Raw genomic sequence first — 18557 nt, 5'->3', positions numbered from 1 at the left:
GGCGGCGGAACGAGTGCGTACCAAACAGGTCGTTCCACGAGGCCGTCCCGGTGGGGGACGGTCAGCCCCGGGTGCCGTGGAGGTAGGCGAGCACGGCCAGCACGCGGCGGTTGTCGTCGTCGGAGACGGCGAGGTCGAGCTTGGCGAAGATGTTCGCGGTGTGCTTGCCCACGGCGCTCTCGCTCAGGAACAGCCGCTGGGCGATGGCGGCGTTCGAGCGGCCTTCGGCCATCAGCTCCAGCACCTCGCGCTCGCGCGGGGTGAGCCGTCCCATGGGCTCGTCCCTGGCGTTGCTGGCCAGCAGCTTGGCGATGACGTCGGGGTCCATGGCGGTGCCCCCCGCGGCCACGCGGCGCACCGCGTCGATGAACTGCCCCGAGTTGAAGACGCGGTCCTTGAGCAGGTAGCCCACGCCTCCCGTGCCGTCGGCGAGCAGCTCCCTGGCGTACAGTTGCTCGACGTGCTGGGACAGGACGAGCACCGGCAGCCCGGGGATGGCCCGCCGTGCCGTCAGCGCCGCCTGGAGCCCCTCGTCGGTGAACGTGGGCGGCAGCCGGACGTCGACGACGGCCACCTCGGGACGTTCGTCGAGCAGGGCCCTCAGCAGCTCGGGCCCGGACTCCACCGCCGCGACGATCTCGAACCCGTGCGCCTGGAGCAGGTGCACCAGGCCGTCACGGAGCAGGTAGAGGTCTTCGGCCAGGACCACTCTCACGTGATGGGCTCCGAGTCCTTCTCCTTGGCGAGCGCGGCGGACTTGGCCGCGAAGACGACCATCACCACCCCGAGGGCGATCATGCCGATGATGGTCGGCCACTGCAAGATCGGGGGAAGGTAGAGCGCGAGGAACCAGCTGCGCTCCGGTGAATTGAAGATCTTGAAGAACATCGCCACCAGGCCCTGGGGGAACAGCGGCAGCCAGAAGAGCCCCCAGCAGACGCCCATCAGCCTGAGGCGCCACGTGGGCAGGTCGGACCCGCCGCAGCCCTCCACGAGGAACGCGCGGGGCAGGTCCACGGTCGCCAGGGTGGGGCCGCCGGGAGGACTGTTCAGGGCGAGAACGCCGTCGAACGCGGCCAGCCGCCGCTCGATGCCGCGCAGGCCGCTGCCCCGCGACGGATCGGCCCCGCCGTGCCCGTCGTCGACGACCGTGACGCGCATGGCCGACCGGCGGTGGCTGATGTCGACCGACACGGTCCTGGCGTCGCTGTGCCTGCTGGCGTTCGCTAGCAGCTCGCTGATGACGAAGTACGCGGCGGACTCGACGGGCGCGTCCGGCCGGCTGGGCAGGTCGACGCTGACCGTCACCTTGAGCGGGCTGTCGAGGGCCATCGCCCGTACGGCGTCGCCCAGGCCGCGCTCGGCGAGGACCGGCGGGTGGATGCCGCGGACGAGCTGGCGCAGCTCGACCAGGGAGGCGGCCGAGGCCTCGCGCACCTTGGCGAGCAGGGCCTTGGCTGCGTTCGGGTCGGAGTCCATGAGCTCCTCGGCCGCGCCCAGGGTCATGCCGATGGCCACCAGGCGCGCCTGGGCGCCGTCGTGCAGGTCGCGCTCGATGCGGCGCAGCTCCGCGGCCTGCGAGTCGACCGCCTCGGTGTGCACCTGCGTGAGGTGGCGCATCGCGTTGGTCAGGCCGGCCCTGGCGGTCGGGGCGAGCAGCAGGCGGGTCCACAGGCCGTGGACGCGGATCACCCTCGGCGCCAGGTACACGCTCAGGGCGATGAGCACCAGCCCGGTGAGCACCCCCATGGGTTGCCACCCGCCCACGAGGACGAGGCCGTACCCCAGCATGGCCAGGGGCGTGGCGGCCAGGAGCCCGCCCACCAGCGGCTCGGTGGTGAGCCAGGCGAAGTCGCGCCAGGTGGCCGGATCCTTGATCATCCAGTTCCACGTGCGGTTGAAGGCCGGGATCATGGACGTGCGGTAGAGCTGACGTCCGTCGCGGTACCAGCCGTCCCGCTGCGGCATGGGCGGCGGGGGCGCCTGCCGGTAGGGCGCGGCGATCTCCACCCCCGACCACGCGGCCGAGAGGCGGCGCGCCTGGCGGGTCCGGCCGCGCACGGCCCGCACCAGCGGCGGGAACAGGAAGATGAGCCCGATGCCGAAGCACAGCAGGAAGACCACCGCGGTCAGGCCCAGCAGGACCGCGTTGCCGACGGCCAGTATGGAGAGCACGAGTCCGCGGCCGTAGCCGGCCGCCGTCCTTGGGAGCATGCGGCCAAGTCTGGTTCACCGGGCCCGTGGTTCGTAGTGGCCCCGGCCACCGAGTCGGGGTGTAGCCAGGTACACCCCCGTCCGGGCCGCAGGCGGATTCCGCCGGGCCGCCGCGATTCCTAGCGTCGACGGCATGGGAATCATCGAGATCACCGGGCTGCGAAAGCTGTACGGACGGCAGGTGGCGGTGGACGACGTCTCGTTCACCGTCGAAGAGGGCGAGATCTTCGGCGTGGTCGGCAGCAACGGCGCGGGGAAGACCACCACGGTCGAGTGCGTGTCCGGGCTCCGCGCCGCCGACGGCGGCACGATCACCGTCACGGGTCTCGACCCGCGCCGCGACCGCGCCGAGCTGCGGCGGAGGGTGGGCGTCCAGCTCCAGGACTGCTCCCTCCCCGACAAGCTCAAGGTGGGAGAGGCGCTCGACCTCTACGCGTCCTTCTACGACCGGCCGGCCGACTGGCGGGAGCTGATGGAGGACGTCGGCCTCGGCCCCAAGCGGAACACGGCGTTCGCCAAGCTGTCCGGAGGTCAGCGGCAGCGGCTGTCGATCGCCCTCGCCCTGGTCGGCGCGCCGCGCGTGGCCATTCTGGACGAGCTCACCACGGGCCTCGACCCCCGGTCGCGGCGGGAGACCTGGGAGCTCATCGAGCACGTCAGGGCGCGCGGGGTCACGATCATCCTGGTCACGCACTTCATGGAGGAGGCCGAGCGGCTCTGCGACCGGCTCGCCGTGATCGACGAGGGCCGTGTCGCCGCGATCGGCACCCCCGCGGACCTCGTCGCGAGGGTGGACGGCGGCCAGCGCGTCACCTTCCGCGCCGTTTCCGGGGCCGACGACGTCCTGCGGGCGCTCCCCGAGGTGTCCGGCGTCGTCCGCGACGGCGACACCATGACCGTGACCGGCAAGGAAGGGCTGCTGCTCGCCGTCACCTCGGCCCTGGCCGCCGCCGGGCTCGTCCCCATGGACCTCCGGACGGAGCGCGCCACGCTGGACGACGCCTTCCTGTCCCTCACCGGCCACGCGGCCACCGACGCCTCCTAGGAGACCCCCCATGACCACCCGAACCGCACCGTCCGCCGCGACGACCACCCCCCGGCGGGCGGGCCTGCGCAAGCTCCTGTTCACCGAGACCCGGCTCTACCTGCGCGAACCGCTCACGGCGTTCTTCACCATCGGACTCCCTCTCGGGCTGCTGCTGGTCCTCGGCAGCGCCATCCCCGGGTTCCGCGACCCCGACCCCGCGCTCGGCGGCGAGCGGATCGTGGACGGCCAGCTACCGGCCATGATGATCCTGCTGTCGGCGATGACCTCGGCCTTCAGCGTGATGCCCGCGGTGCTCGCGGTGTACCGGGAGCGCGGGGTCCTGCGCCGGCTGTCGGTGACCCCGGCCTCCCCGGCCGCGCTGCTGGCGACCCAGCTTCTGCTCAACCTGGCGACCACGGTCGTGGCCGCGATCCTCACGGTCGTCGGCGGGCACCTGGTGCTCGGCACGCGGCTTCCCGGGCAGGTGCCGTGGTTCGTCCTGGTCTTCCTGCTCGGCGTCACGGCCCTGTTCGCCATCGGCCTCGCCGTGGCGGCCGTGGTCCCGAACAGCCGCGTCGCCGGCGGGCTCGGCGCGGTGGTGATGTTCCCGATGCTCTTCCTGGCCGGCATGTGGCTGCCGCGCGACCTGATGCCGGAGTTCCTGCGCCGGATCAGCGACTTCACCCCGGCGGGCGCGTTCGGCCAGGCCCTGCGCGACTCCTGGGGCGGCGCGACGCCCCAGGCGCTGCACGTCGCGGTCATCGTCGCGTGGGCGCTGGCGGCCGATGTGTTCGCGGCGCGCGCGTTCCGCTGGGAATGACGCGCCGGCGCGGGAGCGAGGGGTACGGCCCGCAGGGGCGGCCGTACCCCTCGCTTTATTTGACCGATCGTTCCTGATACGGTCCGTCCATGGCGAGGACCAAGGAGTTCGATCCGGACGTGGCGCTGCAGGCGGCCCTCGAGCTGTTCTGGGAGCGGGGGTACGAGGCGACGTCCATGTCCGACCTGGTGGAGCGGCTGCGCATCGGGCGCGCCAGCCTGTACGCCACCTTCGGCGGCAAGCACGACCTCTACATGAAGGCGCTGAGGCGCTATCTGGAGTCCCGCAGCCCGTCGCCGATCGAGATCCTCTCCCGGCCAGGCCCCGCCCTGCCCGCCGTACGGGCGCTGGTCGCCTTCTACGCCGCCGACTCCGCCGGGGACGTGCGGCGGCGGGGGTGCATGGTGGTGAACGCGGCGGCGGAGATGCTTCCGGGGGACAGCGAGGTCACCCGGGTGCTCGACGCCAACTGGACGGGGCTGGAGACGGCGCTGACCTCGGCGCTGACGCGGGCGCGCGCCGAGGGCGACCTGGCGGCCGATCGGGACCCGAGGGCCCTGGCGCGCTTCCTCCTGGTGTTCCTGCAGGGGCTCCGGCTCATGAGCAAGGGGTCCCCCGAGCCTGGACGGCTCGAGGATGCCGCCGCCGAGGCGCTCTCGGTCCTGACCTGATCCTCACCTCGGGCGCAAAGGGGCCGATCCCTGCCCGCTATCTGGAATGAACAGTCAATTATTAGTGGAGAAGTTATGAGATTTCACGACAAAGTGGTGTTGGTCACGGGGAGCGGTTCGGGCATCGGCCGGGCCGTCGCGCTCGGCTTCGCCCGCGAGGGCGCCACGGTCGTCGCCGCCGGCCGCCGCAGGGAGCCGCTGGACCAGACCGTGAAGCTCATCGAGGCCGAGGACGGCCGCGCCACCGCGCTCACCGTGGACGTGACCAGCTCGGCGGACGTCGCCGCCCTCGTCGCCGACATCGTCCGGCTGCACGGACGGCTCGACGTCGCGGTCAACAACGCCGGCGTGTTCAGCATGGGGCAGGTCGCCGACATCGGCGAGGACGACTGGGCCCGCACGATCGACGTCAACCTGACCGGTGTCATGCTGTCGATGAAGCACGAGATCGCCGCCATGCGCCAGGGCGGCGGAGGCGTGATCGTCAACGTGTCCTCGCAGGTCGGGACCCATCTGCGGATCCCCGGCCTCGGCGCGTACGCCGCCTCAAAGGCGGCCGTCACCGCGCTCAGCCGCACGGCCGCGCGGGAGTACATCCGCGAGGGCATCCGGATCAACGTGGTGAGCCCCGGGCCGCATGACACGCCGATGTCGTCGCGTCCGGGTGAGACCCGGGCCGACCGCGACGAGCGGATCAAGCAGCAACTCCCCATCGGCCGCGTCGGCACCCTCGACGAGATCACCGCGACCGTCCTTTGGCTGTCGTCGGATGAGGCGGGCTTCGCCGTGGGCCATGACCTGGTCGTCGACGGCGGCTCCACCGCCTGACCCCCACGGGGGCGCGCTCGCCTCCGGGCCGGGGAACGCCGGTGGTTACCCGTGACGTAATCGCGGCCGGCGGCCCCGGCCACGTAACCTCGCGACATGACGACCGCGGCGCTCTCCCAACGGCCCGTAGGCGAGCTGTTGCGCCAATGGCGTGAACACCGCAGGCTCAGCCAGCTCGATCTGGCCATCCAGGCCGACATCTCGACCCGCCACCTCAGCTTCATGGAGACCGGGCGGTCCAACCCGAGCCGCGAGATGGTCCTGCACCTCTCCGCGGAGCTCGACCTGTCGCTGCGCGAGCGCAACCGCCTGCTGCTGGCGGCCGGGTTCGCCCCGGTGTTCTCCGAGAGCACCCTGAACGCGCCCCAGATGACGGCCGTGCGCAAGGCGCTCCGGCAGATCCTCGCCGGTCACGACCCCTACCCCGCCGTCGTGGTGGACGGGCGCTGGAACCTGGTCGACGGCAACGCCAGCCTCGCGCTCTTCACCGGGCTGATGGCGCCGCACCTGCTCGCGGCGCCCGCCAACGTGCTGCGGGCGAGCCTGCACCCGCAGGGCCTGGCCCCGCACATCGTCAACCTCGGCGAGTGGCGGGGACACCTGCTCGGACGGCTGCGGCGCCAGATCGCCCTCACCGCCGACCCCCTGCTGGAGGCCCTGTACGAGGAGCTCGATTCCTACCCCTGCGACCAGCCGGAACCCGACGTGGAGATACCGGGGCCTGGCGAGATCGTCGTTCCGCTCCGCCTGCGGTACGAGGGCCGCGAGCTCGCGTTCTTCAGCACGATCGCGACTTTCGGCACGCCTCTCGACATCACGGTCGCCGAGCTGGCCATCGAGTCCTTCTTCCCCGCCGATCCCGCGACGGCCGAGACCCTGCGGACCGCCTTCGCCGATCCCCCCGCCGGGACCCCCTGAGGGACGCCCGGCGGTCCGGCGCGGTCCTGTGAAATCCTGGCGCCCATGCTCACAATCGCCCACGTCAGCGATGTCCACATCGACGGATCCGCGCGAAGCGCCGAGCGCGCCGAGCGGGTCGTCCGCCACCTGTCCGGCCTTCCCGGGCCGATCGACGCCGTCCTGGTGACCGGCGACATCGCCGACCACGGGACCGCCGAGGAGTACGAGATCGCCCACGGGCTCCTCCGCTTCCCGTACCCGACGATCATCTGTCCCGGCAACCACGACAGCAGGCCGGAGTTCCGCAAGGTCCTCCTCGGCGAGGCCGGGGGGACCGACGGGTCCGCCGCGATCAACCAGGTGCTCAGGGTGGGCGGGCTGACCGTCGCCCTGTGCGACTCCAGCATCCCGGGGCGCGACGACGGCCACCTCGACGAAGAGACGCTGCGGTGGCTCACCGAGATCCTCGCGTCGGCCACCGGCCCGGTCCTGGTGGGCATGCACCACCAGCCGGTGCCCGTGGGCGTCCCCTACGTCGACGACATCCGGCTGCGCGAGCCCGAACGCCTGGAGGCCGTGCTCCGCGCGCACCCCCGCGTCGTCGCCCTCCTCGTCGGCCACGTCCACACGCCGGCCTCGACCGTCTTCGCGGGCCTGCCCGTGTACGTGGCGCCCGGCGTGGCCTCGACGGCGCTGCTCCCGCAGGAGACCACGGCCCATCCGCCGCTCGACTTCGATCTGCCGCCGGGGTTCGCGCTGCACGTGCTGTCCGACGACGGCCGCCTGACGTCGCACGCCCGCGTGATGCCGGCCCTGGACATGTGACCTTTTGGTCACATAAGCTCGGCGGGCGGCGGCCGAGCCGGGCCGACCTGGCGAACCGGTTGGAGAACCGAGCAATGAGCACACCAGCACAGACGACGCAGGTCTACCAGATCTTCATCAAGGCGACCCCCGAGCGGATCTGGGAGGCCATCGTCAAGCCGGAGTTCACCGCGCGCTACTTCCATGGCGCCCACATCGAGAACACCGCCGAGCGCCACGTGTCCCACGGGCCGGACGGCGCGCTGTGGGGCGACGGCCCGGTCACCGAGTACGACCCGCCGCGCAAGCTGGTCCACGAGTGGCGCTCCCTGTACGACCCCGAGCTCGCGGCGGAGGAGCCGAGCCGGGTCACCTGGGAGATCGAGCCCGCGGAGGGAGGATTCTGCAAGCTCACCCTGGTCCACGACCGGCTCCAGGGCGCTCCCAAGACGGCCGAGAGCGTCTCCGGCCCGGGGTGGATGTTCGTCCTGAGCGGCCTCAAGACCCTGCTGGAGACCGGCGCCCCGCTCGCCGGCCCGGCCTGAGCGTCGCCGGATCCCGCCTGGGCGCGTCGCCGCCGGTCCGCCCAGGGGCGCCGGCCCGCTCCCCCGGTCAGGCGGCGCCGGTTCGCGTGGCGGCCACGACGACGGCGGTGTAACCCATCGTGAAGCGGCCCCCGAGGGCGTCGATCGCGGCACCGGCACCCGCCAGCACCGCCTCCTGCTGGTCCGGCGAGAACAGGGCGTAGGCGCCGCTGGTGGGGAGCTGGTCCAGCCATTCGTCCCGGGTGTAGGGCCGTTCCCATGCGAACCGCCGCCGCTCCGGATCACCGAACGCGCCCGCCTCCCGCATCCCGTCGGCGGCCTTGTCGCACAACGCCGAGTAGGGGTCCACGCCGGGCGCCCACGCGCGGGAGGCGAGCGAGCCGGGCAGTATCCGCTCGTAGACCTCGGAGAAGGCCGCCGCCACGTCGGGCGGCGCCTGCATCACGTTCCAGAACACGGCCAGCCGGCCGCCGGGCCGCAGTGCCTCGGCGGCCTTCGCCGCGCCCGCGACCGGATCCACCCAGTGCCAGGCCTGTCCCGAGACGACCGTGTCGAACACCCGGCCGGCGGGGTCCCAGGCCTCGAACGCCGCCACCTCGACGTCGAGCCCGTCGCGTCGCGCCCATTCGGCCATCCGCGCGTCGACCTCGACCCCGAGCACCGTGCAGCCGGCCGCCTGGAACAGCCGGGCCGCGATGCCGGTGCCGATGCCGACGTCGACGACGGCGGGCCCGGGACCGGAGGCGACGATCCAGTCCACCATCGCGTCGGGGTAGCCGGGCCTGGCCCGGTCGTAGCGTCCTGGGTCCGAGCCGAACGACTCCGCCATCTGGCGGGCCTGGTGAGGGACATTCTGGGGAAGGGGCGCCTGCCCCGGAGGTATAGTGGGCATGCGCCCACCTTAAGTGGGCATGTGCCCACTCGTCAACGGGGCGGGCCTGGAAGATCGGGGTGCACGGGTGCCGACAGGGATCGCCATCCGCGACGCGCGCGAGCAGCTCTTCGACGCCGCCGAGCGGGTCCTGCTCAGGGACGGGCCGAGCGCGCTGACCAGCAGGGCGGTCACCACCGAGGCGGGCTGCGCCAAGGGCGTCCTGCACCGGCACTTCGCCGACTTCGACGCCTTCCTCGCCGGGCTGGTGCTGGACCGCGTCGGCCGGCTCGGCGGCCAGGCCGCCGCCCTGCGCGAGTCCGCCGGCACCGGCACCGTCGCCGGCAACCTCACGCTCGCGCTGACGGACCTGTTCGGCACGGTCGCCGTGGCGATCGTCGGCCTGGTGATCTCCCGGGACGACCTGCGCGCCCGGCTGCGCCAGGCCCGGCCGACCGGCGTCCCGCTCCTGGCGGAGGCCACGGCCATGATCGCCTCCTACCTCGCCACCGAGCGCGAGTTCGGCCGCATCGCGGCCGACGCCGACGTCGACACGCTCGCGCTCACGCTGATCGGGGCAGGGCACCTGCTGTTCGCCGACCGTAAGGGCACCCCGCCCGAGAACGGGGCCGTCCACACGGTCGTGGCCACGGTCCTCGCCGACGTCGTGCAACGACGGCTGCTCTGAGCGGGCTCAGTGGGGGGCCATGTCGACGAAGCGGCTGTAGTGCCCCTGGAAGGCCACGGTCACCGTGGCGGTGGGGCCGTTGCGGTGCTTGGCCACGATGAGGTCCGCCTCGCCGGCGCGCGGCGACTCGCGCTCGTAGGCGTCCTCCCTGTGCAGGAGGATCACGACGTCCGCGTCCTGCTCGATGCTGCCCGACTCGCGCAGGTCCGACACCTGGGGACGCTTGTCGGTGCGCTGCTCGGGACCTCGGTTGAGCTGGGAGATCGCGATCACGGGGACCTCCAGCTCCTTGGCGAGCAGCTTGAGCGCACGGGAGATCTCCGAGACCTCCTGCTGGCGGCTCTCGGTCTTCTTCGGCGAGCTCATGAGCTGGAGATAGTCGACGATGACGAAGCGCAGGTCGTGCCGCTGCTTGAGGCGCCGGCACTTGGCGCGGATCTCCATCATCGACATGTTGGGCGAGTCGTCGATGAACAGGGGGGCCTCGGCGACCTCGCTCATGCGGCGGGCGAGACGCGTCCAGTCCTCGTCGTTCATGGTGCCGGAGCGCATCGTGTGCAGCGCCACCCGCGCCTCCGCCGACAGCAGGCGCATCGTGATCTCGTTGCGCGACATTTCCAGGGAGAACACGACGGTCGCCATGTGGTGCTTGATGGCGGCCGACCTCGCGAAGTCGAGGCCGAGGGTGCTCTTGCCGATGGCGGGGCGGGCGGCCACGACGATCATCTGGCCGGGGTGCAGCCCGTTCATCAGGGCGTCGAGGTCCTGGAAGCCCGTCGGGACGCCGACCATCTGCCCGCTGCGGCTGCCGATGGCCTCGATCTCGTCGAGCGCGCCGGGCATGATCTCCGACAGCGGGCGGTAGTCCTCGCTGGTGCGGCGCTCGGTGACCGCGTAGATCTCGGCCTGCGCCCGGTCGACCAGCTCGTCGACCTCCTCGTTCTGCCCGCCGTACCCGTAGGAGACGATGCGCGTGCCGGCCTCGATCAGCCGGCGCAGGATCGCCTGCTCCCGGACGATCTTGGCGTAGTAACCGGCGTTCGCCGCCGTGGGGACGACGGCGGTGAGGGTGTGCACGTACGCACCGCCGCCGACGCGCGCGATCTCGCCGCGCTTGGACAGCTCGCCGAAGATCGTGACCGCGTCGGCCGGCTCGCCCCGCCCGTACAGGTCGAGGACGGCGTCGTAGATGATCTGGTGCGCGGGCCGGTAGAAGTCGTCGGCGCGCAGCACCTCGACCACGTCGGCGATGGCGTCCTTGGAGAGCAGCATGCCGCCCAGCACGGACTGCTCGGCCTCGATGTTGCTGGGTGGGGTGCGCTCGAACGGTGCGTCGAAGGCGGGGACCGCGTCACTGCTCACCTGGCCGCCTTCCATCGAACATCCCGGGCCACCCCCGAAGTAGCCGGGCTGACAGTTTCGCCGGTTCTGAACGAACCGGCAACGCGTCCTGTCGACAAGGTTGTGGATAACGTGTGCACTTCTCGTCACGAGGTGTGGGAACGCTGGGGACAACTCTGTGGATAACTCTTGTGCATAACTCCGCAACCCCTGCTGAGCAGGGGAAACTGTATCCACGGGCTGTGGAGAAAAGAAAGTCGCCATGATTCGTCCACAGGTGTCGTGGCGTGTCTCCACTATGGCGGCGTAAGAGACAAGATGGACATGTGACTCTTACCCCCCGCGTCGGCAACCGGGAGATCCTCGCGCTGGCCGTGCCGGCGTTCGGCGCGCTGGTGGCCGAGCCGCTCTTCATCCTCGTGGACTACGCGATCGTCGGCCGCCTCGGCACGGTCTCGCTCGGCGCCCTGGGCATCGCGGGCACCGCACTGACCTCCGTGGTCAGCGTGTGCGTCTTCCTCGCGTACGGCACCACGGCGGCGGTGGCGCGACAGGTGGGCGCGGGCGACCTCACCCGCGCGGTCAAGCTGGGCGTCGACGGGCTCTGGCTCGCCGCCGCCATCGGCCTGGCGCTGATCGCGGCCTGCTGGCCGCTCGCGCCGTGGATCGTCGAGCTGTTCGGCGCCTCCCCCGGCGTGACCGCCCCGGCGATCACCTACCTGCGGATCAGCCTGCTCGGCATCCCGGCCATGCTGATCGTCCTGGCCGGAACCGGGATCCTGCGCGGCCTGCAGGACACCGTGACCCCCCTCGCCGTCTCCGTGGGGTCGTTCACGCTCAACGCCGTGCTCAACCTGGTGTTCGTGCTCGTCCTGCACTGGGGGATCGCCGGGTCGGCCTGGGGCACCGTACTCGCGCAGGGGCTCGGCGCCGCCGTGTACCTGCTCGTCGCCGCCCGTGCCGCCCGCCGCCACGGGGTGTCCCCGCGACCGGATCTCGCCGGGATCAGGGACTCCGGCACCGCGGGCGTGGCGCTGCTGATCCGGACGGTCTGCATGCGCGTCGTCCTGATCCTCGCCACCGCCGTCGCCACGCGCATGGGCCTCGCCCAGCTCGCGGCGCACGCCATCGCGACCCAGATCTGGACCCTGCTCGCCTTCGCCCTCGACGCCATCGCGATCGCGGGCCAGGCCATCACCGGGCGCGCCCTCGGCGCCGGCGACGTGCGCGGGACGCGCGCGGCCACGCGGACGATGGTGGGGTGGGGCATCTGGTACGGGGTGGTACTCGGGCTCGCGATCGTGCTGCTGCGACCGGTCATCCCCGGCCTGTTCGGCGCGGACGCGGCCGTCGGCGCCGAACTCCGGACGGTCCTGTGGATCGTCGCCCTGCTGCAGCCGCTGGCCGGCGTGGTGTTCGTCCTGGACGGCGTGCTCATCGGCGCGGGCGACCGGCGCTACCTGGCCTGGACCGCCGCCCTCGCGACGCTCGCCTACCTGCCCGCGGTCCTCGCCGTCGTGCACTTCGGCGGCGGCCTGGTGGCCCTGTGGACGGCCCTCGCGGTGTGGATGGCGGCCCGGCTGGTCACCCTGGCCGGACGCTCGTACGGCCACGCCTGGCTGGTCACCGGCGCCTGAGGCCACCCCCGGGCACCGGCACGGCGGACCCGGTGTACGCGAGCACCTGACCCAGGCCCGGCATCTGGCCTCAGACCAAGGAAAGGGCCCCTTCCCTTGGCGGGAAAGGGCCCTTCGGGACCACGTGAGCCGTCGGCTCAGGTGCCGACCACCTCGACGTCGAGGTTGGCCGCCACCTCGGGGTGCAGCCGGACCGAGACGCGGTGGGAACCGACGCTCTTGATCGCGTTGGTGATCTCGATGCGGCGGCGGTCGAGCAGCGGACCGCCCGCGGCCTTGACCGCGTCGGCGATGTCGCCGGTCGTCACCGAGCCGAACAGGCGGCCGGTGTCGCCGGCGCGCGTCTTCAGCGTCACCCGAAGGGCGCCGAGCCGGCCGGCGACCTCCTTGGCGGTGCCGAGGTCGCGGATGTCGCGGGCGTCGCGAGCCTTCTTGATCGACTCGATCTGCTTCTCGCCGCCACGGGTCCAGCGCATGGCGAACCCGCGCGGGATCAGGTAGTTGCGGCCGTAGCCGTCCTTGACCTCGACGATGTCACCGGGGGCGCCGAGGCCCGAGACCTCGGTGGTGATGATGAGTTTCATGTCAGAGCCTCCTGTCAGCGCGCGGTGCTCGTGTACGGCAGCAGGGCCATCTCACGCGCGTTCTTGATCGCGGTCGCCACGTCACGCTGGTGCTGGGTGCAGTTGCCCGTCACCCGGCGGGCACGGATCTTGCCGCGGTCGGAGATGAACTTCCGCAGCAGCGCCGTGTCCTTGTAGTCGACGTAGGAGATCTTGTCATGGCAGAACAGGCAAACCTTTTTCTTCGGCTTGCGCAGTGCCGGCTTCGCCATCGTGGTGCTCCTCCTAAGAGAGCCCCGCGTGATGCGGGAATGGTCGGTCGGATACTGGGACTGGTGTTGTGATCAGAAAGGCGGTTCGTCGCTGAGGTCGCCGCCGCCGCCACCCTGGGAGCCGCCGAAGCCGCCGCCCTGGTTGTAGCCGCCGCCACCCTGGTTGTAACCACCGCCGCCGCCACCGAACCCGCCGCCCCCACCGGGGGGTGCCGGGCTGGCCGAGGCCCACGGGTCGTCGGCTCCGCCGCCGAACCCGCCGCCACCGCCACCGCCGCCGCCCTGACGGGCGGTCTTGTTGACCTTGCAGGTGGCGTTACGGAGGGACGGGCCGACCTCGTCGGCCTCGACCTCGTAGACGGTGCGCTTCTCGCCTTCCTTGGTCTCGTACGACCGCTGGCGCAGCCGCCCCTGAACGATGACCCGCATTCCGCGCTGGAGGCTCTCGGCGACGTTCTCCGCCGCCTGGCGCCACACGTTGCAGGTCAGGAAGAGGCTCTCGCCGTCTTTCCACTCGTTGGTCTGTTTGTCCATGAACCGCGGAGTGGATGCGATGCGGAACCGGGCCACGGCCTGCCCCGAGGGGGTGAAACGCAGCTCCGGGTCGTCGACAAGGTTGCCGACGATGGTGATCGTTGTGTCGCCTGCTGCCATCGGTCGCTTTCGCCTTCCTGCGTGAATCTGCGCAGCCTGTTGGGCCTCAGAGTACGGCTACCGCCCGACAAAAAGCCGGGCTTCGGCATGACCCGAAGCCGCTCAGTGCATGTCGGGACGCAGGACCTTGGTGCGCAGGATGCCCTCGTTCAGGTTGAGCTGGCGGTCCAGCTCCTTGACCGTGGCGGGGGTGGCGGTGAGGTCGATGACGGCGTAGATGCCCTCGGACTTCTTGATGATGTCGTAGGACAGCCGGCGACGGCCCCACACGTCGACCTTCTCCACGGTGCCGCCGTCATTGCGGACGACGCTGAGGAACTGGTCGAGCGAGGGAGTGACCGTACGCTCATCGAGTGACGGGTCAAGGATGACCATCAGTTCGTAACGACGCATGCGAACTCCAACCTCCTCTGGACTTTCGCGGTCACGACACCATGCCGTGACAGGAGGACGCTGACGCCTTCGCCCGCGCCTTCGGCGGCGGAGCGGCACACGCGGTGGACAACACACGCGCATAACAGACGTAGCCCGAGGAGTCTACCAGTGTTCCCCGACCACTCGGCCGCGATTGCCCGCCGCCGGTAAGGGGAACGTCATGAGGCAAGAGAGGAGGTGGCCGCCATGCCACAAGCCCTCGGCCCCACCGAGAGCGAGCCCTTCCGCCTCACGCTCAACTCGGACGGCGGCAAGCACACCCGGGAGAACGCCCTCACCCTGGTCGCGCTCGCCTGCGGCCTGGTCGCGTTCGTGTGCGGATTCGTGGTGAGCGCCCACATGATCGCGTCGTGGGCGGGTCTCGTGGGGTTCGTCGTCGGGATGTACTCGCAGTACGTGTCCGCCACGACCGCGGAGCGCTCGGTGAACATCGTCGCCATCGTCGGATCGTTCGTCGGCGTGGCGATGGGCATCTACCACGGCGGGTTCATCCCCTGACGGGCGATGCCGCAAAGAGCGACGGGAGCGCCCCCGAGGCACTCCCGTCCGTGCGGCGGCGGACGCGGCTCAGTTGCCGCCTCCGATATGAAGGTCGACACCGAGCAGGATGAGGAACCAAAGGAAGACCGCAAGGAGCGCCTGGGCGATCCTCTTGAGCAGGCTTGGCGTGATGTAGTCGTGAACCCACGCCACGTAGATGCCGATGAGAATGTAGATCAAGCCTAAGAGGCTGACCCCGCGGCGGTAGTAGGCCACAGTCGTCTCCTATGTCTCACGCGGTACGCGGGTTTCTGGGCGTACCGATCCGGCGGCTCCACTGCCCCTGCCCAGGGCGTTGAAACGGCTACGCTCGACCCCATGGTGCGCATCGGAGCTCACGTCGACCAAGACGACCCCCTGGCCCACGCGACGGCGCGTGACGCCGAGGTCGTGCAGTTCTTCCTGGGTGATCCCCAGGGGTGGAAGGGGCCGGTCCTGCCCGCCTCGGCGGACGCCCTGAAGGCCTCGGCGGTCGACGTCTACGTCCACGCCCCCTACGTGATCAACGTCGCCACGGCGAACAACCGCATCCGCATCCCCAGCCGCAAGCTCCTCGCGGGCCAGCTGGAGGCCGCGGCGTCGATCGGCGCCAAGGGCCTGATCGTGCACGGCGGCCACGTCGGCAAGGACGACGACCCGCAGGTGGGCTTCGACAACTGGCGCAAGGTGTTCGAGCGGCTCGAGAGCCCCATCCCCGTGCTCATCGAGAACACCGCGGGCGGCGGCAACGCGATGGCGCGCAGGCTGGAGAGCGTGGCGCGCCTGTGGGAGGCGCTCGACGGCTTCGACGTGGGCTTCTGCCTGGACACCTGCCACGCCCACGCCGGGGGCGAGGAGCTCGCCGAGGTGGTCGACCGGGTCAAGGCGATCACCGGCCGCATCGACCTGATCCACTGCAACGACTCGCGGGACACCTTCGACTCCGGCGCCGACCGGCACGCCAACCTGGGCAAGGGCCAGATCGACCCGGAGCTCATCCTCGGGGTGTGCCGCGCGGCGGGCGCGCCGATCGTGGTGGAGACGCCGGCCGACGGCCAGGCGGCGGACATCGCCTTCCTCCGCGAGCACCTTTGATCCACAGCCTGTGGATAAGTCCCTGGATTACTCCACCGCGAAAGTGGGTAGGGCGCCACGCCGACGCGAGCCGGTGAGGTGCCGCGCCGATGGCGGGCGGGCCCTCAGCCCGCCCAGGCCCCGCTGATGAAGGTCATGGTGTTCAGCACCATCAGCGGCCCCGCGATGAGCGCGTAGAGCACGAGCACGGCGCGGTGCCGCCGCGCGACCTGCCCGACCATGATCCAGAGCGGGAACCACAGCAGGATCGAGCGCGGGATCGACAGGTAGTACGCCGAGAAGGCCAGCGCGCCGAGCTGCAGGCCGACGTACACCAGCTCGCTCCACCGCCGCGCGACCAGCAGCCAGATCACCACGGCGAACCCGACGAGCGCGCCCGCGATCTCCATGCGGAACGCCCAGACGAACTGGCCGTCGCCCGCCGCCATCTGCCAGGTCGTCCAGAACGACTGCCACGGCCAGACCATCTGCCGGCCCCAACCGGCCTCCTGGGCGTGCTGCCAGGCGAGCCAGTCGCCCGTACGGGAGTGCTGGTAGGCGGAGTAGAGCACCAGCGGCACGAACGGCACCAGCAGCCAGGCCGCCTTGCCCGCCCTGCCGCGCCGCATGACGAACTCCACGATCAGCGCCAGCGCCAGGAACAGGCCGGTGATGCGCACGCAGGACGCACCGGCGGCGAGCAGCCCGGCGGCCATCCAGTTCTGGCGCCGCGCGTAGAGCCAGGCGGGGATCGCGAAGGCCAGGAACAGCGACTCGGTGTACCCCGCGAACAGGAACACCGCCGTCGGCCAGAGCAGCAGCGCCAGCACCGAACGCCGACCCGACCCCTCAGGGCCCTCGAAGTCGCCGAGTCTGGCCAGGGCCACCATCGCCACCATTCCGGCGACGAACGAGATGAACAGGCCGGCGAGGGACCAGTCGGGCACGATCACGTGGACCAGGCGGAGGGCCAGCGGCATCCCGGGGAAGAAGGCCGGCAGCCCCGGGTCGGGGTTGGCGGCGGGGTCGCCGCCATAGCCGAACTTCGCGATGTCCACCAGGAGCTTGGCGTCCCAGTGCTGCCATCGTTCCAGGAACGGCACGAGGGTCTTGTCCCCGGCGAGCACGCTCGCCCCGACCGTCGCGGCGATGACGATCCCGGCACGCGATCCCAGCCACAGGAGCAGCGCGTCGCCGTCGGACTCACGGGCCGGCACCCGAGAAGCGGTCTCCTGGGGGGAGGTCTGCACACATAGGAGGATAGATGGTCATCCTGGACTTCCGATCAGGAACGCCACCCATCGGCGCGCACTCCTGCGACTCGTCGGCGCGCACCGGCGTCACGCGGAATTGGGCGCGATCTCCCCACGGGCCGGGGACGAGGCGACACGCAGGACGAAACGGTCGTCCGCTCCGTCGAAGACCCCGCCGGTCGGATCGTCCACGCCGCCCTTCCTGATCACGTCGTGCTCGGGACGCAGGATGTCCCGCACGACGAACGCCGCCATGATCGCGATCGTGAGGGCCCGGCCCCAGACCGCGGTGAAGTAGGTGCCGTCACTGATCCCCAGCGTCTCGTTGCCCGGCTGGATGCCCACCAGATAGAGCCAGATCGCGAAGAAGTACCAGCACTCGGCCACCTGCCAGAGCAGCAGGGGCTTCCAGTTCGGCCGGGCCAGCACCGCGAACGGCACCAGCCACAGGACGTACTGCGGGGACCACACCTTGTTGGTCACCATGAACGCGGCCAGGACCAGGAACGCGAGCTGCATCAGCCTCGGCCGGGTCGGCGCGGCCAGCGCCAGCACGGCGACCGCCACGCAGATCACGCCGAACGACGCGATGCCGAGGATGTCCAGCCGGGAGGGGTCGCCGAGGAACGGCCACTGCTTCATCTGGAAGAAGTACCAGAGCGAACCCCAGTCGGCCCCGCGCTCGCTGCTGAAGGTGTAGAACCGCTTCCACCCCTTGAACGCCAGGAGCATGAACGGCAGGTTCACGACCACCCAGGTGATCACCGTGCCGCCGAGCATCCAGAAGAACGCCTGGAACTTGCGGGTGCGCAGCGCCAGCAGGAACAGCGGGCCGAAGAACACCAGCGGGTAGAACTTGGTCGCGATGGCCAGCCCTAGCAGCACCCCGGCCAGGAAGTGCCTGCGCCGCGCCCACGCGAGGAACGCCCCGAGGCTCAGCGCCCCGCAGAGCAGGTCCCAGTTGATGAACGCCGTGAGGATGAGCGCGGGCGCCAGCGCGTACCAGGCCGCGTCCCAGGGCCGCCCCTGCATGCCGGACAGCGACGCCATGACCAGCACGCCGACGATCAGCGACACCGCCATGACGATCACGGTGAGGTCGTAGAACCAGACCCCGGGCTCGCTGAGCCCCGACACGATCTTCTGGATGACCCACATGAGGGAGCCGATGCCGACGGGGTACTCCACGTCGTGGCCGAAGTACGGCGCCAGTCCCTGGTCGAGCTTCTCGTTCCACCACAGCGGATAGATGTCGGTGTAACAGAAGTTGAGGAACTGCTGGGTGCCGTCGTTCCAGGCCCCGCCGAAGCGGCAGGGCGCCTTCCACGCGTACGCCAGCATCGCCCCCAGGGCGGCGAACAGCCCCAGGGGGACCAGCGGCAGCACCACCCGCCCGACCGGGCCGGCGGAACCGGGGGCGTACGTCGGCCGGCTCACCGGA

At 71.0% G+C, this 18557-nt stretch carries 22 protein-coding genes; 11 read left to right on the top strand and 11 right to left on the bottom strand.

The features are described 5' to 3' along the window. Nucleotides 1–61 precede the first annotated feature (61 nt). Both NYZ98_RS02760 and NYZ98_RS02755 read right to left on the bottom strand, forming a co-directional pair. Entirely contained in the window at nt 62–715 is a 654-nt protein-coding gene (locus NYZ98_RS02760; RefSeq protein WP_262840834.1) for a LuxR C-terminal-related transcriptional regulator, read from the bottom strand. Further along, nucleotides 712–2214 carry a sensor histidine kinase gene (locus NYZ98_RS02755; protein ID WP_262840833.1) on the bottom strand — a complete coding sequence of 501 codons (1503 nt, stop codon included), beginning with the start codon at nt 2212–2214 and terminating at the stop codon, nt 712–714. The genes NYZ98_RS02760 and NYZ98_RS02755 overlap by 4 nt, the downstream gene beginning before the upstream one ends. 133 nt (nt 2215–2347) lie before the next feature. Here NYZ98_RS02755 and NYZ98_RS02750 point away from each other — a divergent pair, with 133 nt between their 5' ends. From NYZ98_RS02750 to NYZ98_RS02720, 7 genes are all read left to right on the top strand, one after another. Further along, nucleotides 2348–3259 (top strand): ABC transporter ATP-binding protein, encoded by a 912-nt coding sequence (locus NYZ98_RS02750; RefSeq protein WP_262840832.1) that lies wholly within the window; start codon nt 2348–2350, stop codon nt 3257–3259. Between the two features lie 10 nt (nt 3260–3269). Further along, nucleotides 3270–4061, top strand: a complete 792-nt coding sequence (locus tag NYZ98_RS02745; RefSeq protein WP_262840831.1) for an ABC transporter permease — start codon at nt 3270–3272, stop codon at nt 4059–4061. 89 nt (nt 4062–4150) lie between these two features. After that, nucleotides 4151–4732 (top strand): TetR/AcrR family transcriptional regulator, encoded by a 582-nt coding sequence (locus tag NYZ98_RS02740; protein WP_262840830.1) that lies wholly within the window; start codon nt 4151–4153, stop codon nt 4730–4732. Between the two features lie 75 nt (nt 4733–4807). After that, the gene (locus tag NYZ98_RS02735; protein WP_262840829.1) at nt 4808–5560 is read left to right on the top strand and encodes an SDR family NAD(P)-dependent oxidoreductase; all 753 of its coding nucleotides are present in this window, start codon (nt 4808–4810) and stop codon (nt 5558–5560) included. 96 nt (nt 5561–5656) lie between these two features. Continuing rightward, entirely contained in the window at nt 5657–6478 is an 822-nt protein-coding gene (locus NYZ98_RS02730; protein WP_262840828.1) for a helix-turn-helix domain-containing protein, read from the top strand. 45 nt (nt 6479–6523) lie between these two features. Next, nucleotides 6524–7285 carry a metallophosphoesterase gene (locus NYZ98_RS02725; protein ID WP_262840827.1) on the top strand — a complete coding sequence of 254 codons (762 nt, stop codon included), beginning with the start codon at nt 6524–6526 and terminating at the stop codon, nt 7283–7285. 74 nt (nt 7286–7359) lie between these two features. Continuing rightward, on the top strand, nt 7360–7809 hold the full coding sequence (locus tag NYZ98_RS02720; RefSeq protein WP_262840826.1) for an SRPBCC family protein: 450 nt from the start codon (nt 7360–7362) through the stop codon (nt 7807–7809). Between the two features lie 67 nt (nt 7810–7876). On the opposite strand, the gene NYZ98_RS02715 is transcribed toward NYZ98_RS02720, so the two are convergent. Continuing rightward, on the bottom strand, nt 7877–8701 hold the full coding sequence (locus NYZ98_RS02715; protein ID WP_262840825.1) for a class I SAM-dependent methyltransferase: 825 nt from the start codon (nt 8699–8701) through the stop codon (nt 7877–7879). Between the two features lie 67 nt (nt 8702–8768). Here NYZ98_RS02715 and NYZ98_RS02710 point away from each other — a divergent pair, with 67 nt between their 5' ends. Next, nucleotides 8769–9368 (top strand): TetR/AcrR family transcriptional regulator, encoded by a 600-nt coding sequence (locus tag NYZ98_RS02710; RefSeq protein ID WP_262840824.1) that lies wholly within the window; start codon nt 8769–8771, stop codon nt 9366–9368. Nucleotides 9369–9374: 6 nt separating this feature from the next. Here the strand turns inward: NYZ98_RS02710 and dnaB are convergent, their stop codons facing one another. Then, nucleotides 9375–10730, bottom strand: coding sequence for a replicative DNA helicase (dnaB, locus tag NYZ98_RS02705; protein ID WP_262840823.1), 1356 nt, complete (start codon nt 10728–10730; stop codon nt 9375–9377). Nucleotides 10731–11035: 305 nt separating this feature from the next. Here dnaB and NYZ98_RS02700 point away from each other — a divergent pair, with 305 nt between their 5' ends. Then, the gene (locus NYZ98_RS02700; RefSeq protein WP_262840822.1) at nt 11036–12346 is read left to right on the top strand and encodes an MATE family efflux transporter; all 1311 of its coding nucleotides are present in this window, start codon (nt 11036–11038) and stop codon (nt 12344–12346) included. Nucleotides 12347–12483: 137 nt separating this feature from the next. Here NYZ98_RS02700 and rplI read toward each other — a convergent pair whose 3' ends face one another. The 4 genes from rplI to rpsF form a co-directional block, all read right to left on the bottom strand. Beyond that, nucleotides 12484–12930: a 50S ribosomal protein L9 gene (gene rplI, locus NYZ98_RS02695; protein ID WP_262840821.1), complete on the bottom strand. Its 447-nt coding sequence runs from the start codon at nt 12928–12930 to the stop codon at nt 12484–12486. A 14-nt stretch (nt 12931–12944) separates the two neighbouring features. Then, the gene (gene rpsR, locus NYZ98_RS02690) at nt 12945–13181 is read right to left on the bottom strand and encodes a 30S ribosomal protein S18 (RefSeq protein ID WP_061256131.1); all 237 of its coding nucleotides are present in this window, start codon (nt 13179–13181) and stop codon (nt 12945–12947) included. Nucleotides 13182–13253: 72 nt separating this feature from the next. Beyond that, a complete protein-coding gene (locus NYZ98_RS02685) occupies nt 13254–13835 on the bottom strand; it encodes a single-stranded DNA-binding protein (protein WP_262840820.1) in 582 nt (193 codons plus the stop codon). A 102-nt stretch (nt 13836–13937) separates the two neighbouring features. Beyond that, nucleotides 13938–14228: a 30S ribosomal protein S6 gene (rpsF, locus tag NYZ98_RS02680; protein WP_262840819.1), complete on the bottom strand. Its 291-nt coding sequence runs from the start codon at nt 14226–14228 to the stop codon at nt 13938–13940. A gap of 228 nt (nt 14229–14456) precedes the next feature. On the opposite strand from rpsF, the gene NYZ98_RS02675 reads away from it, so the two are divergent. Beyond that, nucleotides 14457–14768 carry a hypothetical protein gene (locus NYZ98_RS02675; RefSeq protein WP_262840818.1) on the top strand — a complete coding sequence of 104 codons (312 nt, stop codon included), beginning with the start codon at nt 14457–14459 and terminating at the stop codon, nt 14766–14768. A gap of 69 nt (nt 14769–14837) precedes the next feature. Here NYZ98_RS02675 and NYZ98_RS02670 read toward each other — a convergent pair whose 3' ends face one another. Continuing rightward, complete coding sequence (locus tag NYZ98_RS02670) at nt 14838–15026, bottom strand: hypothetical protein (protein ID WP_262840817.1); 189 nt, start codon at nt 15024–15026, stop codon at nt 14838–14840. 102 nt (nt 15027–15128) lie between these two features. Here NYZ98_RS02670 and NYZ98_RS02665 point away from each other — a divergent pair, with 102 nt between their 5' ends. Next, on the top strand, nt 15129–15884 hold the full coding sequence (locus tag NYZ98_RS02665) for a deoxyribonuclease IV (RefSeq protein ID WP_262840816.1): 756 nt from the start codon (nt 15129–15131) through the stop codon (nt 15882–15884). Between the two features lie 104 nt (nt 15885–15988). Here NYZ98_RS02665 and NYZ98_RS02660 read toward each other — a convergent pair whose 3' ends face one another. After that, complete coding sequence (locus NYZ98_RS02660; protein WP_262840815.1) at nt 15989–17113, bottom strand: mannosyltransferase family protein; 1125 nt, start codon at nt 17111–17113, stop codon at nt 15989–15991. Nucleotides 17114–17203: 90 nt separating this feature from the next. Next, nucleotides 17204–18553 carry a glycosyltransferase family 87 protein gene (locus tag NYZ98_RS02655; RefSeq protein ID WP_262840814.1) on the bottom strand — a complete coding sequence of 450 codons (1350 nt, stop codon included), beginning with the start codon at nt 18551–18553 and terminating at the stop codon, nt 17204–17206. Nucleotides 18554–18557 lie beyond the last annotated feature (4 nt).

The sequence above is a fragment of the Sphaerisporangium corydalis genome (assembly GCF_025506355.1).
GTDB classification, from domain to species: Bacteria; Actinomycetota; Actinomycetes; order Streptosporangiales; family Streptosporangiaceae; genus Sphaerisporangium; species Sphaerisporangium corydalis.
Note: the sequence above shows the minus strand (reverse complement) of the source record. Positions and strands in the feature narration are given on the sequence as shown.